We start from the raw sequence: 16,668 nt of genomic DNA, 5'->3' as shown, positions 1-16,668 counted from the left end.
CATGGTCGGGCTTGTCCCGACCATCCACGTCTTCGCCTGCGATGAGCGTTCAAGACGTGGATGCTCGGCACAAGGCCGAGCATGACGTTCAGGACGTCAGAGCACGCGCTCGTAGTTGATCACGAAATTCTTCGGATCGGGCCGGCGCTGGGTGTCGAGATTGTAGACCGAGACGGAGGTCTCGTAGCCCTGCGGGTCGACCACAATCCATTGTCTGAGCTCGTTGGCGACGAAGTCGTATTTCAGCGTGATCTTCGAGGTGCCGCCAAGCGTCGAGCGGTCCTCGATCTTGACCGACAGCACGTCGCCGTCGGTGCTGACGCCGGTGACGGTCGAGTCGCGGTTGATGTCCATCCGCTCCTTGACCAGGAACTTCAGCGGGGTCTGGCCGATCGAGTAGAGATCCTGCGTCGCCAGCTTCTTGTCGCGGATGGCGACCGAGGTGCCGTCGGCGACGACTTCCATGGTGACCGGCGGGCGGTACTCGAAGCGCATCTTGCCGGGGCGCTGGATATAGAGCTTGCCCTCGAAGCGGCGGCCATCCGAGGCGAACTGGATGAAGTCGCCCTGCAGGCTGGAGAAGCTGTTGAAATAGGTGTTGATCCGGTCGATCGCCTCTTCGCGCGTCTGCGGCGCCGAGGCCTTGGCTTTCGCGGGCGTGGCGGCAGGCGGACGCGGCGGCTCGTTTGCCGCAGTGAAGACCGGGGTCGCGGTTGCGGCCGGAGCGGGCGTGGCCGCGCCTGCGACGGCGCGCGGCGTGCCCAGTCCGACCGGCCGGGGCGGCGGCAATGGCAGGGCGCGCGGAGCGGCAGGGCGCGCGGTGGCCGTAGCCGGCGCGGCGGGTTGCAGGCTGAGCGGCTGAGCCGCGAGCGGACCAGCCACCACGGCAAGGCCGAGCGCGGCAATGGCGCTGAACGAAGCCTGCAATGGCGAGATACGTGTCATGAGCAGGGCTGCTCCGGCGGTTCGGGCCCTAAGGCCGGGATGATCGCGCCATTGCGCAAAAGGCTGGCAATGGCGGTGTGCAGGGACAAGAGGATCGGTTCCTCCGGCTCAACGCCCAGCGCGCTGTCTAGGTTGCACCGTCTCGTGGCAATTTCAGGACCCGGTCGAGTCATTGCCGCAGCAGCTTGGTTTCAGTCCTCATCCTCGCGGGCCCTGCCGGTCTCGACGAGGATGTCGCGTTTTCCGGCGTGGTTTGCGGGTCCGACGATGCCCTCGTGCTCCATCCGCTCCATGATCGAGGCGGCGCGGTTGTAGCCGATCTGCAGGCGGCGCTGGATGTAGGAGGTCGAGGCCTTCTTGTCGCGCAGGACCACCGCCACCGCCTGCTCGTAGGGGTCCTCGCTCTCGGCTGAGGCCATGGCGCCCTTGTCGAAGACGGCGCCGCCATCCTCGTCCTCCGCGGCGGCGGCCTCCTCCTCGGCGGTCACCGCATCGAGATAGTCCGGCCGCCCCTGCGTCTTCAGGTGCGCCACCACCTTCTCGACCTCGGCGTCGGAGACGAACGGCCCGTGCACGCGGGTGATCCGGCCGCCGCCGGCCATGTAGAGCATGTCGCCCTGGCCGAGCAGCTGCTCGGCGCCCATCTCGCCCAGGATCGTGCGGCTATCGATCTTCGAGGTGACCTGGAACGAGATCCGGGTCGGGAAGTTCGCCTTGATCGTGCCGGTGATGACGTCGACCGACGGCCGCTGCGTCGCCAGCACGACGTGGATGCCGGCGGCGCGCGCCATCTGGGCCAGGCGCTGGATCGTGCCCTCGATCTCCTTGCCGGCGACCATCATCAGGTCGGCCATCTCGTCGACGATCACGACGATGTAGGGCAGAGGCGCGAGGTCCATCACCTCCTCCTCGTAGACAGCCTCGCCGGAGTGCCGGTCGAAGCCGGTCTGGACCGTGCGCGTGATCACCTCGCCGGCGGCCATGGCCTCGCCGACGCGGACGTTGAAGCCGTCGATGTTGCGCACGCCGAGCTTCGACATCTTCTTGTAGCGCTCCTCCATCTCGCGCACCGCCCATTTCAGGGCGACGACCGCCTTCTTCGGGTCGGTGACGACGGGGGTGAGCAGGTGCGGGATGCCGTCATAGACGGAGAGCTCGAGCATCTTCGGGTCGACCATGATCAGGCGGCACTCCTCCGGCTTGAGCCGGTAGAGGATCGACAGGATCATGGTGTTGATCGCGACCGACTTGCCCGAGCCGGTGGTGCCGGCCACCAGCAGGTGCGGCATGCGCGCCAGGTCGGCGATCACCGGCTCGCCGCCGATGGTCTTGCCGAGGCAGAGCGCGAGCTTGTGCTTGGTGCTCTCGAAGTCCTGGCTGGCGAGCAGCTCGCGCAGGAAGACGGTCTCGCGCTTGGCGTTGGGCAATTCGATGCCGATCGCGTTCTTGCCCGGGATCACCGCGACGCGCGCCGAGATCGCGCTCATCGAGCGCGCGATGTCGTCGGCCAAGGAGATCACCCGCGAGGACTTCGTCCCAGGCGCAGGCTCAAGCTCGTACAAAGTCACCACCGGGCCGGGGCGGACCTGCGAAATCTCGCCGCGGACGCCGAAATCCTCCAGAACGCCTTCGAGCAGGGTCGCGTTCTGCTCCAGCGCGTCGGTCGAGATCGTGCTGGCGGGCAGCTTCTTCGGCTCGGCCAGATAGGTCAGCGGCGGCAGCTCGAAGGTGTCGCGGTCGAGCAGCGAGGGTTGCGCCTCGCGCGCCAGGCGCTTGCCGGGCTTGGGCGCGACCGGCGGGGCGGTGACGCGCGGCGCGTTGAGGTCGCGCAGGGTCTCGACGTCCTCGTCGTCGTCATAACCCGGCTGCGCTGCGGCGACGCCGCGCCCTGACGAGGCCGGTGCCGGAAGCGGCTCGGGATTGAACACGGGCGGGGCCGCGCGGCCGGCCTGCTCGTTGAATTGCGGCTCGCGGCGGACGCGGCTGGCGGGCTGCGCGCCGGCGGCGGCGCTGACCGCGGGCTCGGGCGGGCGCGGCAGGCGGCGCAGGATCGCGGCCTTCAGCGCCATCGCGCCATGGGCAAGCCAGCCGACCAGGATCACGGCGAAGCCCGGCTCGTCGTCGCGGCGCTCCTCGCTCTCGGACCAGGATTCATCCTCGTCCTCGCTCTCAGGCTGCGGGTCCTCGTCGGTGACGAAGCCGAAGCCGGCGGCGGCGGTGACGGAGAGGATGGCGATGCCGGCATAGAGGAAGGCGACGAGGCCGCTGAGCGCGCTGCCGGCAATGCCGACGACGTTGCGGGTGCCGAAGAGCAGGCCGTCGCCGATGACGCCGCCCATGCCGGTCGGCAGAGGCCAGCGCGGCGTCGCCGGCAGTGCGCTGGCGACGGCGGCGGTGGCGACGACGCCGATGACCCAGAGGCCGAGCTTCAGCGCGCCACGGTCGAAGACGTGGAAGCGGATCAGCCTGAGCGCCCAGATCAGCGGCGGGAACAGCATGGCGATGACGCCAAGCCCGATCAGCTGCATGGTCAGGTCGGCGACCATGGCGCCGGGACGGCCGAGCCAGTTGCTGACCGTGCCGCCGGTGGCGTTGTTCAGGCTGGGGTCGTCGACCGTCCAGGTCGCCAGCGAAAAGGCGATGGCGACCATCAGCGCCAGCAGCCCGAGCCCGACCATCTCCGCCGTCCGGCGCGACAGGAATTCGCGCGCCGGGTCCGGCAGCCGGTCGATCAGGGATGAGGAGCGTCGGATCGTGCGCATGGCCGGGCGGGCCGCCTTCCAAAAAGGGAATCCGGCCGCATCAGACCGGCCTTTGAAAGCTCACGTTATGAAGGGCTGGTTAAGGGCCGCTTAACCTTGAGCCGGTTGCCCCAGGTTCTTGCTGCTGCCGGAACCGGACGGCGGGCCGCGCTATTGAGGGAAGCATCTGGCGCGACTCGCGGCGGTGCTTGCGGGCGCGCTCCCTGTTCGAGGAGACGGCGCATGGCAGGTGACGACAACGCTGCCCTGAAACCCAGGATCGCGCGCATCTGGCGCGGCCGCACCACGGCTGAGAGGCCGACGACTACGCCGCCTATCTCTACGAGGCCGGGGTCAAGCCGCTGGTCGAGAAGGCGCTGGGCGCGCAGATGTTCCGCGAGGACCGCGACGGCGAGAGCGAGTTCGTGACGATCTCCTATTGGGAGAGCATCGAGGCGATGTCGCGCTTCGCCGGGCCCGACCCGCGCCGCATCCACCATCTCGAACGCGACGCAGAATTCCTGATCGAGCTGCCGGAGGGCGTGCAGGTGCTCGAGATCGTGCTGCACCGGCCGCCGGCGCCATAGATCATTTTGTGCGGGAACCTCACCGCGTCATCCCGGACAAGCCGCGTTTGCGGCGCAGCTCCGGGATCCATCGTAGCGCGCCGGAGCCTTACGATGGATCCCGGAGCTCCGCTGCGCTCCGTCCGGGATGACAGCGCTTGGTTCTGGCAAGTTGCAGCACGCTTCGAACGGGGCGTGATTCTGACCTGAGGACCGCCCAAACAAAAACCCCGGCGGTTGCCCGCCGGGGTGTGTTTCACGTGAGTGGCTGAGCGACTTGTTGTTTGAGCATGACGTTAGCCGAAAACCGCTTCGCACTTTTCGGCATCATGCCCGCGATCAGTCGTGATAGGCGCGCTCGCCATGCTCGGCGATGTCGAGGCCCTCGCGCTCCTGATCCGGGGCGACGCGCAGGCCGACGATGACGTCGACGATCTTGTAGAGGATCAGCGAGCCGACGCCGCTGAAGACCAGCGTGAACAGCACCGCCTTGGCCTGGGCCATGAAGGCCGTGCCGAACTCATAGGCGCCCACAGCCAGTTCGCCGGGCTTCGACGAGTAGTCGGGGATGCCGACGCCGCCGAGATCGACGTTGACCAGGATGCCGGTCGCAAGCGCGCCGATGATGCCGCCGATGCAGTGGATGCCGAAGACGTCGAGCGAGTCGTCATAGCCGAGCGCGTTCTTGACGGTCGAGCAGAAGACGAAGCAGACGACGCTGGCGACGAGGCCGAGCACGATCGAGCCCATCGGGCCGGCGAAGCCGGCGGCCGGGGTGACGGCGACGAGGCCGGCGACCGCGCCCGAGACCATGCCGAGCATCGAGGGCTTGCCCTTCACGGCCCATTCGACGAAGAGCCAGCCGAGAGCCGCCGCCGCCGTGGCGACGAAGGTGTTGACCATGGCGAGCGCGGCGGTGCCGTTGGCCTCCAGGTTCGAGCCGGCGTTGAAGCCGAACCAGCCGACCCAGAGCAGGGCGCCGCCGATCAGGGTCATGGTCAGCGAGTGCGGGGCCATCAGCTCCTTGCCGTAGCCGACGCGCTTGCCGATCAGGATGCAGCCGACGAGACCGGCGATACCGGCGTTGATGTGCACCACGGTGCCGCCGGCGAAGTCGAGCGCGCCCCACTTGAAGAGCATGCCGGCATCCGCGTTGACGGCGTCGAGCGCAGCGGTCGCGGCGGCCTTGCCTTCCGGCGTGGCGGCGGCCAGCGCCTTGGCGGCGTTGCCGACGATGTCAGGACCGCCCCAGTACCAGACCATGTGGGCCATCGGGAAATAGATGAAGGTGACCCAGAGCACGATGAACAGCAGCAGCGCCGAGAACTTCATGCGCTCGGCGAAGGCGCCGACGATGAGGGCCGGCGTGATGCAGGCGAAGGTCATCTGGAAGCAGATGTAGACGTATTCCGGGATGACGACGCCGTTGGAGAAGGTCGCGGCCACGGAGTTGGCGTCGACGCCCTTCAGGAAGGCCTTGGAGAAGCCGCCGACGAAGTCGTTGAGGCCGCTGCCATTGGTGAAGGCGAGCGAGTAGCCGTAGAAGATCCAGAGCAGGCAGACGAGGCAGACGATGGCGAAGACCTGCGTCAGCACCGAGAGCATGTTCTTGCTGCGGACCAGGCCGCCATAGAACAGGGCGAGGCCGGGGATCGTCATCAGCAGGACCAGCACGGTCGAGCTCATCATGAAGGCGACGTCGCCCTTGTTGGGCACAGGGGCCGCCGCGGGCGCGGCGTCCTGGGCGAACACGGCGGCGGTGGTCGCGGCTAGCGCGAGCCCGACCGTTCCGGCCCGCAAGAGAAACTTGGAATTCATCGTTGGAAACTCCTGGAAGACTGAAGGATCGCTTGGATCAAAGGGCGTCGCCGTCGGTCTCGCCGGTGCGGATGCGCACGGCTTTCTCGATCGACGAGACGAAAATCTTGCCGTCACCGATCTGCCCGGTGCGGGCCGCGGCGGTGATCGCCTCGATGACCTTGCCGACGAGCTCGTCGGCCACGGCAACCTCGATCTTGATCTTCGGCAGGAAGCTCACGGCGTATTCGGCGCCACGGTAGATTTCCGTATGGCCCTTCTGGCGGCCATAGCCCTTCACCTCAGTCACGGTCAGGCCATGCACGCCGATGGCGGTGAGCCCGTCGCGCACCTCCTCCAGCTTGAACGGCTTGATGATAGCCATCACGATTTTCATTGCTGGGTTACCCCGTTTCCGCCGCCCGGATGTCAGCCCCGGCGATCCCGTTGCGTCTGCACGCATCCGGGAGCCCGGCGCGTCAGCCGGGACAATTCAAGGCGCGTGCCAACTGCCCGGAGGCGGTGACGGCTATGGAATTGGCGAATCGCGGCGAGCTACGGGCCCGGCGCCGTTGCCGTCGCCTAAAGAATTGGCAAATGCCTGATAACTAGGCTTATGCTCAGAAAGCGCTCAGCCGCGATCCGGCCTTGGCCGAATCAGGCCTTCCTGCGCGACGGAGGCGACGAGCTTGCCGTGGCGGTCGAAGACGAGCCCGCGCGAGAAGCCGCGTGCACCCGAGGTCGAGGGGCTGTCCTGCGAATAGAGCAGCCAGTCATCGGCGCGGAACGGCCGGTGGAACCAGAGCGCATGGTCGAGGCTGGCGCCCTGGATCTGCTTGTCGAAGACCGAGGTGCCATGCGCGATCAGGCTGGAATCGAGCAGCATCAGGTCCGACGCATAGGCGAGCACGCTCTGATGGACCGCCGGCTCGTCGGGCAAGGGCTCCATGGCGCGGATCCAGACGTTGAACTTCGGCTCCATCTTCTCGCCGGTGGCGTAGCGCTGCAGCTCGACCGGCCTGATCTCGATCGGCCGCTCGCGCTGGTAGTAGGCGCGGACCGCGTCGGGCATATGCGGCAGCACGCTGCGCTTCATCTCCTCGCGGTCGGGCAGGTCCTCCGGCATCGGCACGTTCGGCATCGGCATCTGGTGCTCGTAGCCGGGCTCCTCGACCTGGAACGAGGCCGACATCGCGAAGATCGCCTGGCCGTGCTGGATCGCGAGCACGCGCCGCGTGGTGAAGGAGCGGCCGTCGCGCAGGCGCTCGACCTCGTAGATGATCGGCGTCTCCGGATCGCCCGGCAGCAGGAAATAGGCATGGAGCGAATGCGGCTGCCGGCCCTCGACCGTCTTGCAGGCGGCATAGAGCGCCTGGCCGATGACCTGCCCGCCGAAGACGCGCTGCCAGCCGATCTTGGGACTGCGACCCCTGAACAGATTGCGTTCGAGCGGCTCGAGGTCGAGGATCGACGTCAGGGAGTCGCTGATCTGGGACATGGGCTTCAAGCTCGGCGTGGTCTGAAGGAAGGGCTGCGCCGGGAATGGTTTAGCCCTATACCGCATCAGCACCGAGGGATGCAGGCGCGTCAAGCCGGCGACTCGCAGCGCTGGAGCGGCAGAGATGAGTGAACAGGCAGGGCGTCCCGGCAGCCGGATCGTGATCGCCGGCGGCGGCATCGCCGGGCTTTCGCTGGCGCTGGCGCTGAAGCGGGCGCTCGGCCGCGCCTATGCGGTCGTTCTGGCCGATCCTGCCCTGGCCGCGCCGCCGCGCGCCGACAACCGCGCCTACGCCGTCGCCGCCGCCGCGCGCAACATGCTGGAGACGCTCGCAATCTGGGACAAGGTTGCAGGCCATGCCGCCGCCATGACCGAGATGGTGGTGACAGACAGCCGCAACCCCGACGTGGTGCGCCCGGTCTTCCTGACCTTCGACGGCGAGGTCGCACCGGGCCAGCCCTTCGCCCATATGGTCGAGAACGCGGCGCTGGTGACGGCGCTGCTCGATGCCTGCCGCGAAGCGGGGGTCGAACTTCGGCCCGAGGGCGTGCGCGGCTTCGAGGCCGATAATGACGGCGTGGATATTAGCTTTGCGGGCGGCGAAAGGCTCGGCGCCACCTTGCTCGTCGCGGCCGATGGCGCGCGCTCGAAGCTGCGCGAGCTCGCCGGGATCGGCTGGGTCGGCTGGAGCTATGACCAGTCGGGCATCGTCGCGACGCTGAGCCATGAGCGGCCGCATGGCGGGCGGGCGGTCGAGCATTTCCTGCCGTCCGGCCCCTTCGCGATCCTGCCGCTCAGCGACGGCGGCGCGCTCGGCCACCGCTCCTCCATCGTCTGGACCGAGCGCAAGGAGAACGTGCCGGCGCTGCTCTCGCTCGATGCCGACGACATCCTGGCCGAGATCGAGCAGCGCTTCGGGCTCGAGCTTGGCGAGTTGGCGCTGGAGAGCAAGGTCTCGGCCCATCCGCTCGGCTTCGGTGTCGCCAGGCGCTTCGTCGGCGAGCGGTTGGCACTGCTCGGTGACGCCGCGCACGTCATCCATCCGATCGCCGGACAGGGGCTCAATCTCGGCCTGAAGGATGTCGCGGCCCTGGCCGAGGCGATCGTCGATGCCGCAAGGCTCGGGCTCGATCCTGGTAGTGCGGAGGCGCTGGAGGATTACGAGAAGGCGCGGCGCTTCGACACGGTCGCGATGGGCGCGGTGACGGACGGGCTCAACCGGCTGTTCTCGAACGACGCGACGCCATTGCGCTTGGCGCGAGATCTCGGGCTCGGGCTGGTCGACCGGATGCCGGGGCTGAAGCGCTTCTTCATCCGCGAGGCGGCCGGGCTGGCGGGAGATACGCCGCGCCTGCTCAGGGGTGAGGCGCTTTAGGCGCTTCTGCGGCTTCGCGCTGGATGGCGGCGCGCTCGACGAGACGACCTTGTGCCGCTTCCGGCTGGCGGCGGCGCAGGCGGGCGTGCTGGAGGCCTGCTTTGCCGAGGTCGGCGCACAGCCAACGCCGCAGACCTGATCGCCTTCGCAACCTCTACAACCTCAGGCGATGCCCCGGCCTCTACCCGCGCGCGCCAAAAATCGCGCTGCCCACCCGCACATGGGTAGCGCCAAGCTGGATCGCGGCCTCGTAGTCCGCGCTCATCCCCATCGAGAGCCCGTGCAACCCATTCCGCGCCGCGATCTTGGCGAGCAGGGCGAAATGCGGCGAGGGCGGCTCGTCGGCGGGCGGAATGCACATCAGCCCCGCGATGACGAGGCCATGATGATCCCGACAGAGCGCGAGGAAGGCATCGACCTCGCCAGGGCTGATGCCACCCTTCTGCGGCTCCTCGCCGGTATTGACCTGGACGAAGAGAAGCGGCGCCTTGCCGGCGCGGGCGATCTCGCGGGAGAGCTCCTTCGCCAGGCTCTCGCGGTCGAGCGAATGGATCGCGTCGAACAGCGCCACCGCCTCGCGCGCCTTGTTCGATTGCAGCGGCCCGATCATGTGGACTTCCGCATCCGGGAAGCGCTCGCGCAGCGCCGGCCATTTCGTCTTGGCCTCCTGCACGTAATTCTCGCCGAAGACGCGCTGCCCGGCTTCGAGCGCCGGCAGGATCACCTCTTCCGGCATCGTCTTCGACACGGCGATGAGCGCGACCTCCTCCGGCCGGCGCTCGACATCGCCAGCGGCGCGGGCGATCGCAGCCCTGGTCTCAGCGAGCCGGCTGACCGTGTCGTTCATCGTGAAACCCTTCCGTCTCGCTGTCGGCGTTGACCGCGTGCGTGCAATGGTGTCCTAGAACAGCATGTGGAAAAGTGGCACCCGTTTTTCCGCATGACCCTGTTTGGCCCTTGACCGAGGGCCGTCCAACATCCGCTCACGCAAGAATCTTCCGCGATGGCCGTCGAACGTTACAATCCCAAGGAATCCGAGCCGAAATGGCGCAGCGTCTGGAATGAGCGCAAGCTCTTCGAGACGCGCAACGACGATCCGCGGCCGAGCTACTACGTGCTCGAGATGTTCCCCTACCCGTCGGGCCGCATCCATATGGGCCATGTCCGCAACTATGCGATGGGCGACGTGGTCGCGCGCTACAAGCGCGCCAAAGGCTTTGCGGTGCTGCACCCGATGGGCTGGGACGCGTTCGGCCTGCCGGCCGAAAACGCCGCCAAGGCCAACAAGATCCACCCGCGCGAATGGACCTACGCCAATATCGCGACGATGCGGGCGCAGCTGCAATCGATGGGCCTGTCGCTGGACTGGAGCCGCGAGCTCGCCACCTGCGACCCGAGCTATTATCGCCATCAGCAGAAGATGTTCCTCGATTTCCTGAAGGCTGGGCTGGTCGACCGCAAGACCGCCAAGGTCAACTGGGACCCGGTCGACGAGACCGTGCTGGCCAACGAGCAGGTCATCGACGGCCGCGGCTGGCGCTCCGGCGCGCTGGTCGAGCTGCGCGAGCTGACGCAGTGGTTCTTCAAGATCACGGCCTATGGCCAGGAGCTGAACGACGCCCTTGAAGGTCTGGTGCGCTGGCCCGACAAGGTCCGGCTGATGCAGAAGAACTGGATCGGCCGCTCGGAAGGGCTGCTGATTCGTTTCGCCCTCGAATCGAACCCGACCGGGCAGAACGAGCTGGAGATCTACACGACGCGGCCGGACACGCTGTTCGGCGCCAAGTTCATGGCTATCGCGCCCGATCATCCGCTCGCCAAGTCCCTGGCCGAGAACAACCCCGAGCTCCAGGCCTTCATCGCCGAGTGCAAGAAGACCGGCACGGCCCAGGAGAACATCGACAAGGCGGAGAAGCTCGGCTTCGACACCGGTCTGCGCGCCGTACATCCCTTTGATCCGTCATGGGTTTTGCCGGTCTATGTCGCGAACTTCATCCTGATGGAATACGGCACCGGCGCCATCTTCGGCTGCCCGGCGCATGATCAGCGCGATCTCGACTTCGTCAATCGTTACGGGCTCGGCAACACGCCGGTGGTCTGTCCCGAAGGCGTCGATCCCGCCACCTTCGTCGTCACCGACACCGCCTATACCGACGATGGCCGCATGATCAATTCGCGCTTCCTCGACGGCATGACCATTCCGGAGGCGAAAGAAGAGGTCGCCCGCCGGCTTGAAGGCGAGACGCGCGGCAACAGCGCCATCGGCGCCCGCAAGGTCAATTTCCGCCTGCGCGACTGGGGCATCTCGCGCCAGCGCTATTGGGGCTGCCCGATCCCGATCATCCACTGCGCTGATTGCGGCACGGTGCCGGTCCCCGATGCCGATTTGCCGGTCAAGCTGCCCGACGACGTCTCCTTCGAGAAGCCGGGCAACCCGCTCGACCATCACCCCACCTGGAAGCACGTCGACTGCCCGTCCTGCGGCGGGCCGGCGCGGCGCGAAACCGACACGATGGACACGTTCGTCGATTCGTCCTGGTATTTCGCCCGCTTCACCGATCCCTGGCGCGAGGACACGCCGACCGACCGCAAGGCGGTCGACCGTTTCCTGCCGGTCGACCAGTATATCGGCGGCGTCGAGCACGCGATCCTGCACCTGCTCTATTCGCGCTTCTTCACCCGCGCCATGAAGGCGACCGGCCATGCCGGGCTGGACGAGCCGTTCGACGGCATGTTCACGCAGGGCATGGTCGTGCACGAGACCTACCGCGCCGAGGACGGCAGCTGGGTCGAGCCGGGCAATGTCCGCATCGAGGCGAACGGCAGCGAGCGCCGGGGCTTCCATGTCGAGACCAGCGAGCCGATCGAGATCGGCTCGATCGAGAAAATGTCGAAGTCGAAGAAGAACGTGGTCGATCCCGACGAGATCATCGCGTCCTACGGCGCCGACACCGCGCGCTGGTTCATGCTGTCGGATTCGCCGCCCGACCGCGACGTGATCTGGACCGACGAGGGTGTCCAGGGCGCGGCCCGCTTCGTCCAGCGCTTCTGGCGCCTGGTCGGCGAGATCGCCGAGCGCACCGGCAACAAGGCCGAGCAGCCAGCCGTGATCGGCGAGGGCGCCCAGGCCCTGCGCAAGGCCAGCCACCGCGCCCTGCACGCCGTTGGCGCCGATATCGAACGCCTCGGCTTCAACCGCTGCGTCGCCCATATCTACACGCTGACCAACGCCATCGCGAAGGCGCTGGATGCGGCGGCCGAGAGCAGCGCGCTCGCACCCGACACCGCCTTCGCCCTGCATGAATCCGCCACGATCGCCACGCAGCTTGTCGCGCCGATGATGCCGCATCTGGCGGAGGAGTGCTGGCAGGCGCTCGGCCAAGCGGGTCTCGCCGGCGAGGCCTCCTGGCCGGAGGCGCAAGCTGATCTGCTGCGTGATGACAGCGTCGTCCTCCCCGTGCAGATCAACGGCAAGAAGCGCGCGGAGGTGACCGTCCCCGCCGATGCGGATACGGTGGCCGTCGAGGCGATCGTTCGCGCCTCCGAGGCCGTCCTCAAGGCGTTGGAGGACCGTCCGATCCGGAAGATCATCGTGGTGCCCGGGAGAATCGTGAATGTCGTCGTCTGAATCGAGCGCTCCGACCCGCCGGCTGATGCTGCTGGCCGCGCTGGGCCTTGCCGCAATCGCCGGTGGCTGCCTGCGCCCGCTCTATGCCGACAGCACCACGAGCACCGTCGGCGGCAGCGTCAAGGACGCGCTCAGGGGCGTCGAGATCGCCGATATCAAGGGCCTGGTCGGCCATTACCTGCGCAACGAACTGGTCTTCAACCTCGATGGCGGCGGCGCGCCTGACGCCACCAAGCGGCTGAAGCTCGAAGCCTCCGTGAACGAGAGCCTCGAGGTGGTCACCGTCGACTACGCCAACGGCCGCGCCGATTCGGCGATCCTGGTCGCGACGGCGACCTGGAAGGTCACCGACAGCGCGACTGGCAAGGTCGTCTCCTCCGGCCTGAACCAGATCCGCGCGCCCTATGATCGCTCCGAGCAGCGCTTCGCCACCGTCCGCGCCGCGCGCGACGCTCAGGTCCGGGCCGGCAAGTCGCTGGCGGAGCTGATTCGCGGCCAGCTGGCCGCCGACCTGACCAGCTGAAGCATTTTCGAGCGAAGTGGATACCGGTTCGCGTGAAGAAGATGCGTCAAGACAAAGAGCTCCAGCATGGTCGCCATCAAGGCGCATGAGGCCGACCGCGCCCTGGCGAAGCCCGACCCGGCCTGGCGCCTGGTCCTGATCTACGGCCCCGATGCCGGGCTCGTCTCCGAGCGCGCCACCGCGCTTGCCCGCGCCAGCGTCGACGACATCAACAACGCCTTCCAGCTCGTCCGCATGGACGGCGACGACATCGCCTCCGATCCGCTCAAGCTGGTGGATGAGGCCAATACGATCGGCCTGTTCGGCGGCCGGCGCGCCATTCGCGTCTCGCCGACCTCGAAGCCGTTGCTCGCCGCCGTCGAGCCCTTGCTGGCGACGCCGTCGCAGGACGCGATCGTCATCGTCGAGGCCGGCGACCTGCAGCGCACCAACCCGCTGCGCGTCGCCTGCGAGAAGGCGCGAACGGCACTCGCTGTGCCCTGCTACGGCGACGCCGCGCGCGATCTCGGCAGCATCATCGACGAGATGATGCGCTCGGCCGGCAAGAACATCGACCGTACCACGCGCGAGCAGCTCGCCGGCCTGCTCGGCGGCGACCGCCAGACCTCGCGCCGCGAGATCGAAAAGCTGCTGCTCTATGCCGGCGGCGATGCCTCGATCACCGAGGAGCATATCGAGGCCGTGGTCGGCGATACCGCCCAGCGCGAACAGGCGGCGCTGATCGACGCCGTCTTCGCCGGCCGCCTGCCCGCGCTCGATCTGGCGCTGGCCAAGCTGACCAGCGAGGGCCTGGATTCGGGCGTGATGCTCGGCGCCGTGCTGCGGCACGCGCTGATGCTGCTGAAAGCCCGTCAGGGCGTCGATGGCGGCCGTGGGCCGCGCGACGCAGTCGCAGCCATGCGCCTGCCCTTTCCCCGGATGGCGGTCGCCGAGGCCGCCCTGAACGCCTGGACGGTGCCGAAGCTGACGGAAGCGGTGGCTACGTTGGGAACGGCGATGCTGGCTGTCAGGCGCGACGGCGAGATCGCCCGCGCCACGGCCTCGCGCGCGCTCTGGACCCTGGCGCGGCTGGGCCAGAGCGGCGCACGCGGCGGCTGATATCGCCTAATTTACGAGAACAATTGAAACGCCGTCATCCCGGGACTGCGCTGCGTTTGCCCGGAATGACGGCGAGGGTTTGCTTACCAACAGAAGCAGCCGCTCAGGCCTTCAGCCGACGGCAGAGCGCGTCGAGCTGCTCCAGCGTCTTGTAGCCGAGCTTCATCTCGCCGCCGCCATTGGCGCGATGCTGGATCGAGACCGAGACGCCCAGGACCTCCTCCAGCGCCTTCTCGACGGCACGGGTATCGGGGTCCTTGTCGACCTTCGGCTTGGCCGAAGCGCTCTTGGTCTCGCCGCGCGACTCTTCCTGCACGATCCGCTCGATATCGCGGACGCTCAGGCCCTCGTCGACGATCTTCTTCGCCATCAGCTCGGGATCGGCGACCGAGAGCAGGGCGCGGGCATGGCCGGCCGAGACCGCGCCCTCGCTGACCATCCTGCGCACCGGCTCGGGCAGCTTCGACAGCCGCAAGGTGTTGGCGACATGGCTGCGGCTCTTGCCGATGACGCGGGCAAGGTCGTTCTGGGTATAGCTGAATTCGGCGATCAGCCGCTCGTAGCCGGCGGCTTCCTCGATCGCGTTGAGATCCGTGCGCTGCACGTTCTCGACGATGGCGATCTCGAGCGCCTCGCGATCATTGGCCTCGACCAGGATCACCGGCACGTCATGCAGCTCTGCCCGCTGCGCCGCGCGCCAGCGCCGTTCGCCGGCGATGATCTCATAGGCGTCGACCATGCCGGCGATCGAGCGCACGATGATCGGCTGCAGGATGCCGCGCTCGCGGATCGACGCGGTCAGATCCTCAAGATCGTCCTCGCCGAAGCTGCGGCGCGGATTGCGCGGGCTGGGACGCAGGAACTCGACCGGAACGCGCCGTTGACCGCGCGAGCGCTCGATGGCGCCGATCTCGTCGCCGACATCTCCGATCAGGGCCGCGAGCCCGCGGCCAAGACGGGAACGTCCTTGTTCCTCGGCCATGGCAGAACCTTTCAACATTACCCTGGAATTGTCAGGCGGCACGAAGCTCGCGCTCCCGTTTGATCACCTCCGAAGCCAGACGCAGATAGGCCTGCGAGCCAGAACAACGCAGATCGTAAAGCAACACCGGCTTGCCGTAGGACGGCGCCTCGGAGACCCGGACATTGCGCGGAATCACCGTCTCGTAGACCTTCTCGCCCAAAAACTCGCGCACATCGGCCATGACCTGCCCGGAGAGGTTGTTGCGCGGGTCGTACATGGTCAGCACCACGCCCTGGATGACCAGGCGCGGGTTGAGGCCGGCGCGGACCTGCTCAACCGTCTTGAGCAGCTGGCTGAGGCCCTCCAGCGCGAAGAACTCGCATTGCAGCGGCACGAGCACGGCGTCGGCCGCCGTCATCGCGTTGATCGTGATCAGGCTGAGCGAGGGCGGGCAATCGATCAGAACATAGGTCAGGTCCGAGCAGCGCGGATCGTCGGCGATCTCGTCGATCGCCTTCTTCAACCGATGGGCGCGGTCCTTGGCGCTGGCGATCTCGAGCTCGACGCCGAGTAGGTCGAGCGTCGAGGGCGCAATGAACAGACCGGGAACGGCCGTTTCCTGCAGTGCCTGGCCCAAGCCGATATCGCCGCAGAGCACGTCATAGGTCGAGGATCGCCGGCTCTTGCGGTCGACGCCGAGCCCCGTCGAGGCATTGCCCTGCGGGTCGAGATCGATGATCAGCACCTTCTCGCCGATGGCGGCGAGCGCGGTGCCGAGGTTGATGGCGGTCGTGGTCTTGCCGACGCCACCCTTCTGGTTCGCCAGGGCCAGCACGCGCGGCCGGCGAGACGTAGCGGCGATGGGTGTCAGAGCGTTCATGAATCTGCCCGCTGCTCGGCTCCGCGAATCATTAGGATTCGGGCCGCCGGATCTGTCACGGAAACAACAGTTGAGGCCTGGATATTCCAATATTTAGAGGCTTCGGTCAATTCCGCATCTAGATATTGTCCCTTGGGAAAGAGTCCGAGGGTGCCAGTTCTCAACAACGTTCTACACCATCCGATCAGATTTGGCAGTGGCGCGAGCGCGCGCGCGGTAACGACGTCGACTTTTCCAGTGAATTCTCCGATCACATCCTCGATCCGCGCGGTATGGACCGTGACCGGCGCCCCTGTCAGCCGGGCGGCATGGCGCAGGAAGGCGCATTTGCGGGCATTGCTCTCGACCAGATCGATATGCCCGCCCGTCTCGACCAGGCAGATCCCGAGCACGAGACCCGGGAAACCGCCGCCCGAGCCGAGATCGAGCCATCGCTTCGCATCAGGCGCCAGAGTGAAGAGCTGGAGCGAGTCCGCGACGTGCCGCGTCCAGACATCGGCGAGAGTGGCGGAGGAGACGAGGTTCTTGGCCTTCTGCCAGCGCGCCAGCTCCGCCACCAGAAGCGCGAGCCGCTCCTGTGTTTCACGTGAAACAGGTGTCAAGCGCAAAGCGCGGGCACGGTCGCCGTTATCACCGTTATCAACAGTCACGGA

The 16,668-nt window shown here is 67.3% G+C and carries 15 protein-coding genes; 6 read left to right on the top strand and 9 right to left on the bottom strand.

Annotated features, from left to right (window positions below; translation table 11 throughout):
* Positions 1-96 precede the first annotated feature (96 nt).
* Together DWF00_RS07880 and DWF00_RS07875 are read right to left on the bottom strand one after the other, a co-directional pair.
* Entirely contained in the window at positions 97-945 is an 849-nt protein-coding gene (locus DWF00_RS07880; protein ID WP_114831808.1) for a LolA family protein, read from the bottom strand.
* A gap of 191 nt (positions 946-1,136) precedes the next feature.
* On the bottom strand, positions 1,137-3,707 hold the full coding sequence (locus DWF00_RS07875) for a DNA translocase FtsK (RefSeq protein WP_114831807.1): 2,571 nt from the start codon (positions 3,705-3,707) through the stop codon (positions 1,137-1,139).
* 368 nt (positions 3,708-4,075) lie between these two features.
* Here DWF00_RS07875 and DWF00_RS30040 point away from each other — a divergent pair, with 368 nt between their 5' ends.
* On the top strand, positions 4,076-4,273 hold the full coding sequence (locus DWF00_RS30040) for a hypothetical protein (RefSeq protein WP_342769083.1): 198 nt from the start codon (positions 4,076-4,078) through the stop codon (positions 4,271-4,273).
* 318 nt (positions 4,274-4,591) lie between these two features.
* Here DWF00_RS30040 and DWF00_RS07860 read toward each other — a convergent pair whose 3' ends face one another.
* The 3 genes from DWF00_RS07860 to tesB form a co-directional block, all read right to left on the bottom strand.
* Positions 4,592-6,070, bottom strand: coding sequence for an ammonium transporter (locus tag DWF00_RS07860; protein WP_114831806.1), 1,479 nt, complete (start codon positions 6,068-6,070; stop codon positions 4,592-4,594).
* A 37-nt stretch (positions 6,071-6,107) separates the two neighbouring features.
* Entirely contained in the window at positions 6,108-6,446 is a 339-nt protein-coding gene (locus DWF00_RS07855) for a P-II family nitrogen regulator (protein WP_038358178.1), read from the bottom strand.
* Positions 6,447-6,680: 234 nt separating this feature from the next.
* Positions 6,681-7,547: an acyl-CoA thioesterase II gene (tesB, locus tag DWF00_RS07850; protein WP_114831805.1), complete on the bottom strand. Its 867-nt coding sequence runs from the start codon at positions 7,545-7,547 to the stop codon at positions 6,681-6,683.
* A 124-nt stretch (positions 7,548-7,671) separates the two neighbouring features.
* On the opposite strand from tesB, the gene DWF00_RS07845 reads away from it, so the two are divergent.
* Positions 7,672-8,922, top strand: coding sequence for a ubiquinone biosynthesis hydroxylase (locus DWF00_RS07845; RefSeq protein WP_114831804.1), 1,251 nt, complete (start codon positions 7,672-7,674; stop codon positions 8,920-8,922).
* Positions 8,909-9,061 (top strand): transposase, encoded by a 153-nt coding sequence (locus tag DWF00_RS07840; RefSeq protein WP_181832835.1) that lies wholly within the window; start codon positions 8,909-8,911, stop codon positions 9,059-9,061. The genes DWF00_RS07845 and DWF00_RS07840 overlap by 14 nt, the downstream gene beginning before the upstream one ends.
* Positions 9,062-9,103: 42 nt before the next feature.
* On the opposite strand, the gene DWF00_RS07835 is transcribed toward DWF00_RS07840, so the two are convergent.
* Positions 9,104-9,769: a YggS family pyridoxal phosphate-dependent enzyme gene (locus tag DWF00_RS07835; protein WP_114831802.1), complete on the bottom strand. Its 666-nt coding sequence runs from the start codon at positions 9,767-9,769 to the stop codon at positions 9,104-9,106.
* Positions 9,770-9,925: 156 nt separating this feature from the next.
* On the opposite strand from DWF00_RS07835, the gene leuS reads away from it, so the two are divergent.
* From leuS to holA, 3 genes are all read left to right on the top strand, one after another.
* Positions 9,926-12,550, top strand: coding sequence for a leucine--tRNA ligase (gene leuS / locus DWF00_RS07830; RefSeq protein WP_114831801.1), 2,625 nt, complete (start codon positions 9,926-9,928; stop codon positions 12,548-12,550).
* The gene (locus tag DWF00_RS07825) at positions 12,537-13,073 is read left to right on the top strand and encodes a hypothetical protein (RefSeq protein ID WP_147283802.1); all 537 of its coding nucleotides are present in this window, start codon (positions 12,537-12,539) and stop codon (positions 13,071-13,073) included. Before leuS ends, DWF00_RS07825 begins: the two co-directional genes overlap by 14 nt.
* A gap of 66 nt (positions 13,074-13,139) precedes the next feature.
* Positions 13,140-14,171 carry a DNA polymerase III subunit delta gene (holA, locus tag DWF00_RS07820; protein WP_114831799.1) on the top strand — a complete coding sequence of 344 codons (1,032 nt, stop codon included), beginning with the start codon at positions 13,140-13,142 and terminating at the stop codon, positions 14,169-14,171.
* 103 nt (positions 14,172-14,274) lie between these two features.
* Here holA and DWF00_RS07815 read toward each other — a convergent pair whose 3' ends face one another.
* From DWF00_RS07815 to rsmG, 3 genes are read right to left on the bottom strand one after another with little or no spacing between them, the layout of a single operon-like run.
* Positions 14,275-15,153: a ParB/RepB/Spo0J family partition protein gene (locus tag DWF00_RS07815; RefSeq protein WP_114831798.1), complete on the bottom strand. Its 879-nt coding sequence runs from the start codon at positions 15,151-15,153 to the stop codon at positions 14,275-14,277.
* A gap of 31 nt (positions 15,154-15,184) precedes the next feature.
* Positions 15,185-16,015 (bottom strand): ParA family protein, encoded by an 831-nt coding sequence (locus DWF00_RS07810; RefSeq protein WP_114831797.1) that lies wholly within the window; start codon positions 16,013-16,015, stop codon positions 15,185-15,187.
* Positions 16,012-16,665, bottom strand: a complete 654-nt coding sequence (gene rsmG, locus DWF00_RS07805) for a 16S rRNA (guanine(527)-N(7))-methyltransferase RsmG (RefSeq protein ID WP_114831796.1) — start codon at positions 16,663-16,665, stop codon at positions 16,012-16,014. The genes DWF00_RS07810 and rsmG overlap by 4 nt, the downstream gene beginning before the upstream one ends.
* Between the last annotated feature and the right edge of the window lie 3 nt (positions 16,666-16,668).

The sequence above is a fragment of the Allobosea caraganae genome (assembly GCF_003351345.1).
In the GTDB taxonomy this organism is placed as follows: Bacteria; Pseudomonadota; Alphaproteobacteria; order Rhizobiales; family Beijerinckiaceae; genus Allobosea; species Allobosea caraganae.
Note: the sequence above shows the minus strand (reverse complement) of the source record. Positions and strands in the feature narration are given on the sequence as shown.

Excerpts from the sequence above, each read along its gene's own strand:
- DWF00_RS07880 (WP_114831808.1), bottom strand. The coding sequence starts at position 945 with ATGACACGTATCTCGCCATTGCAGGCTTCGTTCAGCGCCATTGCCGCG.
- DWF00_RS07875 (WP_114831807.1), bottom strand. The coding sequence starts at position 3,707 with ATGCGCACGATCCGACGCTCCTCATCCCTGATCGACCGGCTGCCGGAC.
- DWF00_RS30040 (WP_342769083.1), top strand. The coding sequence starts at position 4,076 with ATGTTCCGCGAGGACCGCGACGGCGAGAGCGAGTTCGTGACGATCTCC.
- DWF00_RS07860 (WP_114831806.1), bottom strand. The coding sequence starts at position 6,070 with ATGAATTCCAAGTTTCTCTTGCGGGCCGGAACGGTCGGGCTCGCGCTA.
- DWF00_RS07855 (WP_038358178.1), bottom strand. The coding sequence starts at position 6,446 with ATGAAAATCGTGATGGCTATCATCAAGCCGTTCAAGCTGGAGGAGGTG.
- tesB (WP_114831805.1), bottom strand. The coding sequence starts at position 7,547 with ATGTCCCAGATCAGCGACTCCCTGACGTCGATCCTCGACCTCGAGCCG.
- DWF00_RS07845 (WP_114831804.1), top strand. The coding sequence starts at position 7,672 with ATGAGTGAACAGGCAGGGCGTCCCGGCAGCCGGATCGTGATCGCCGGC.
- DWF00_RS07835 (WP_114831802.1), bottom strand. The coding sequence starts at position 9,769 with ATGAACGACACGGTCAGCCGGCTCGCTGAGACCAGGGCTGCGATCGCC.
- leuS (WP_114831801.1), top strand. The coding sequence starts at position 9,926 with ATGGCCGTCGAACGTTACAATCCCAAGGAATCCGAGCCGAAATGGCGC.
- DWF00_RS07825 (WP_147283802.1), top strand. The coding sequence starts at position 12,537 with ATGTCGTCGTCTGAATCGAGCGCTCCGACCCGCCGGCTGATGCTGCTG.
- holA (WP_114831799.1), top strand. The coding sequence starts at position 13,140 with ATGGTCGCCATCAAGGCGCATGAGGCCGACCGCGCCCTGGCGAAGCCC.
- DWF00_RS07815 (WP_114831798.1), bottom strand. The coding sequence starts at position 15,153 with ATGGCCGAGGAACAAGGACGTTCCCGTCTTGGCCGCGGGCTCGCGGCC.
- DWF00_RS07810 (WP_114831797.1), bottom strand. The coding sequence starts at position 16,015 with ATGAACGCTCTGACACCCATCGCCGCTACGTCTCGCCGGCCGCGCGTG.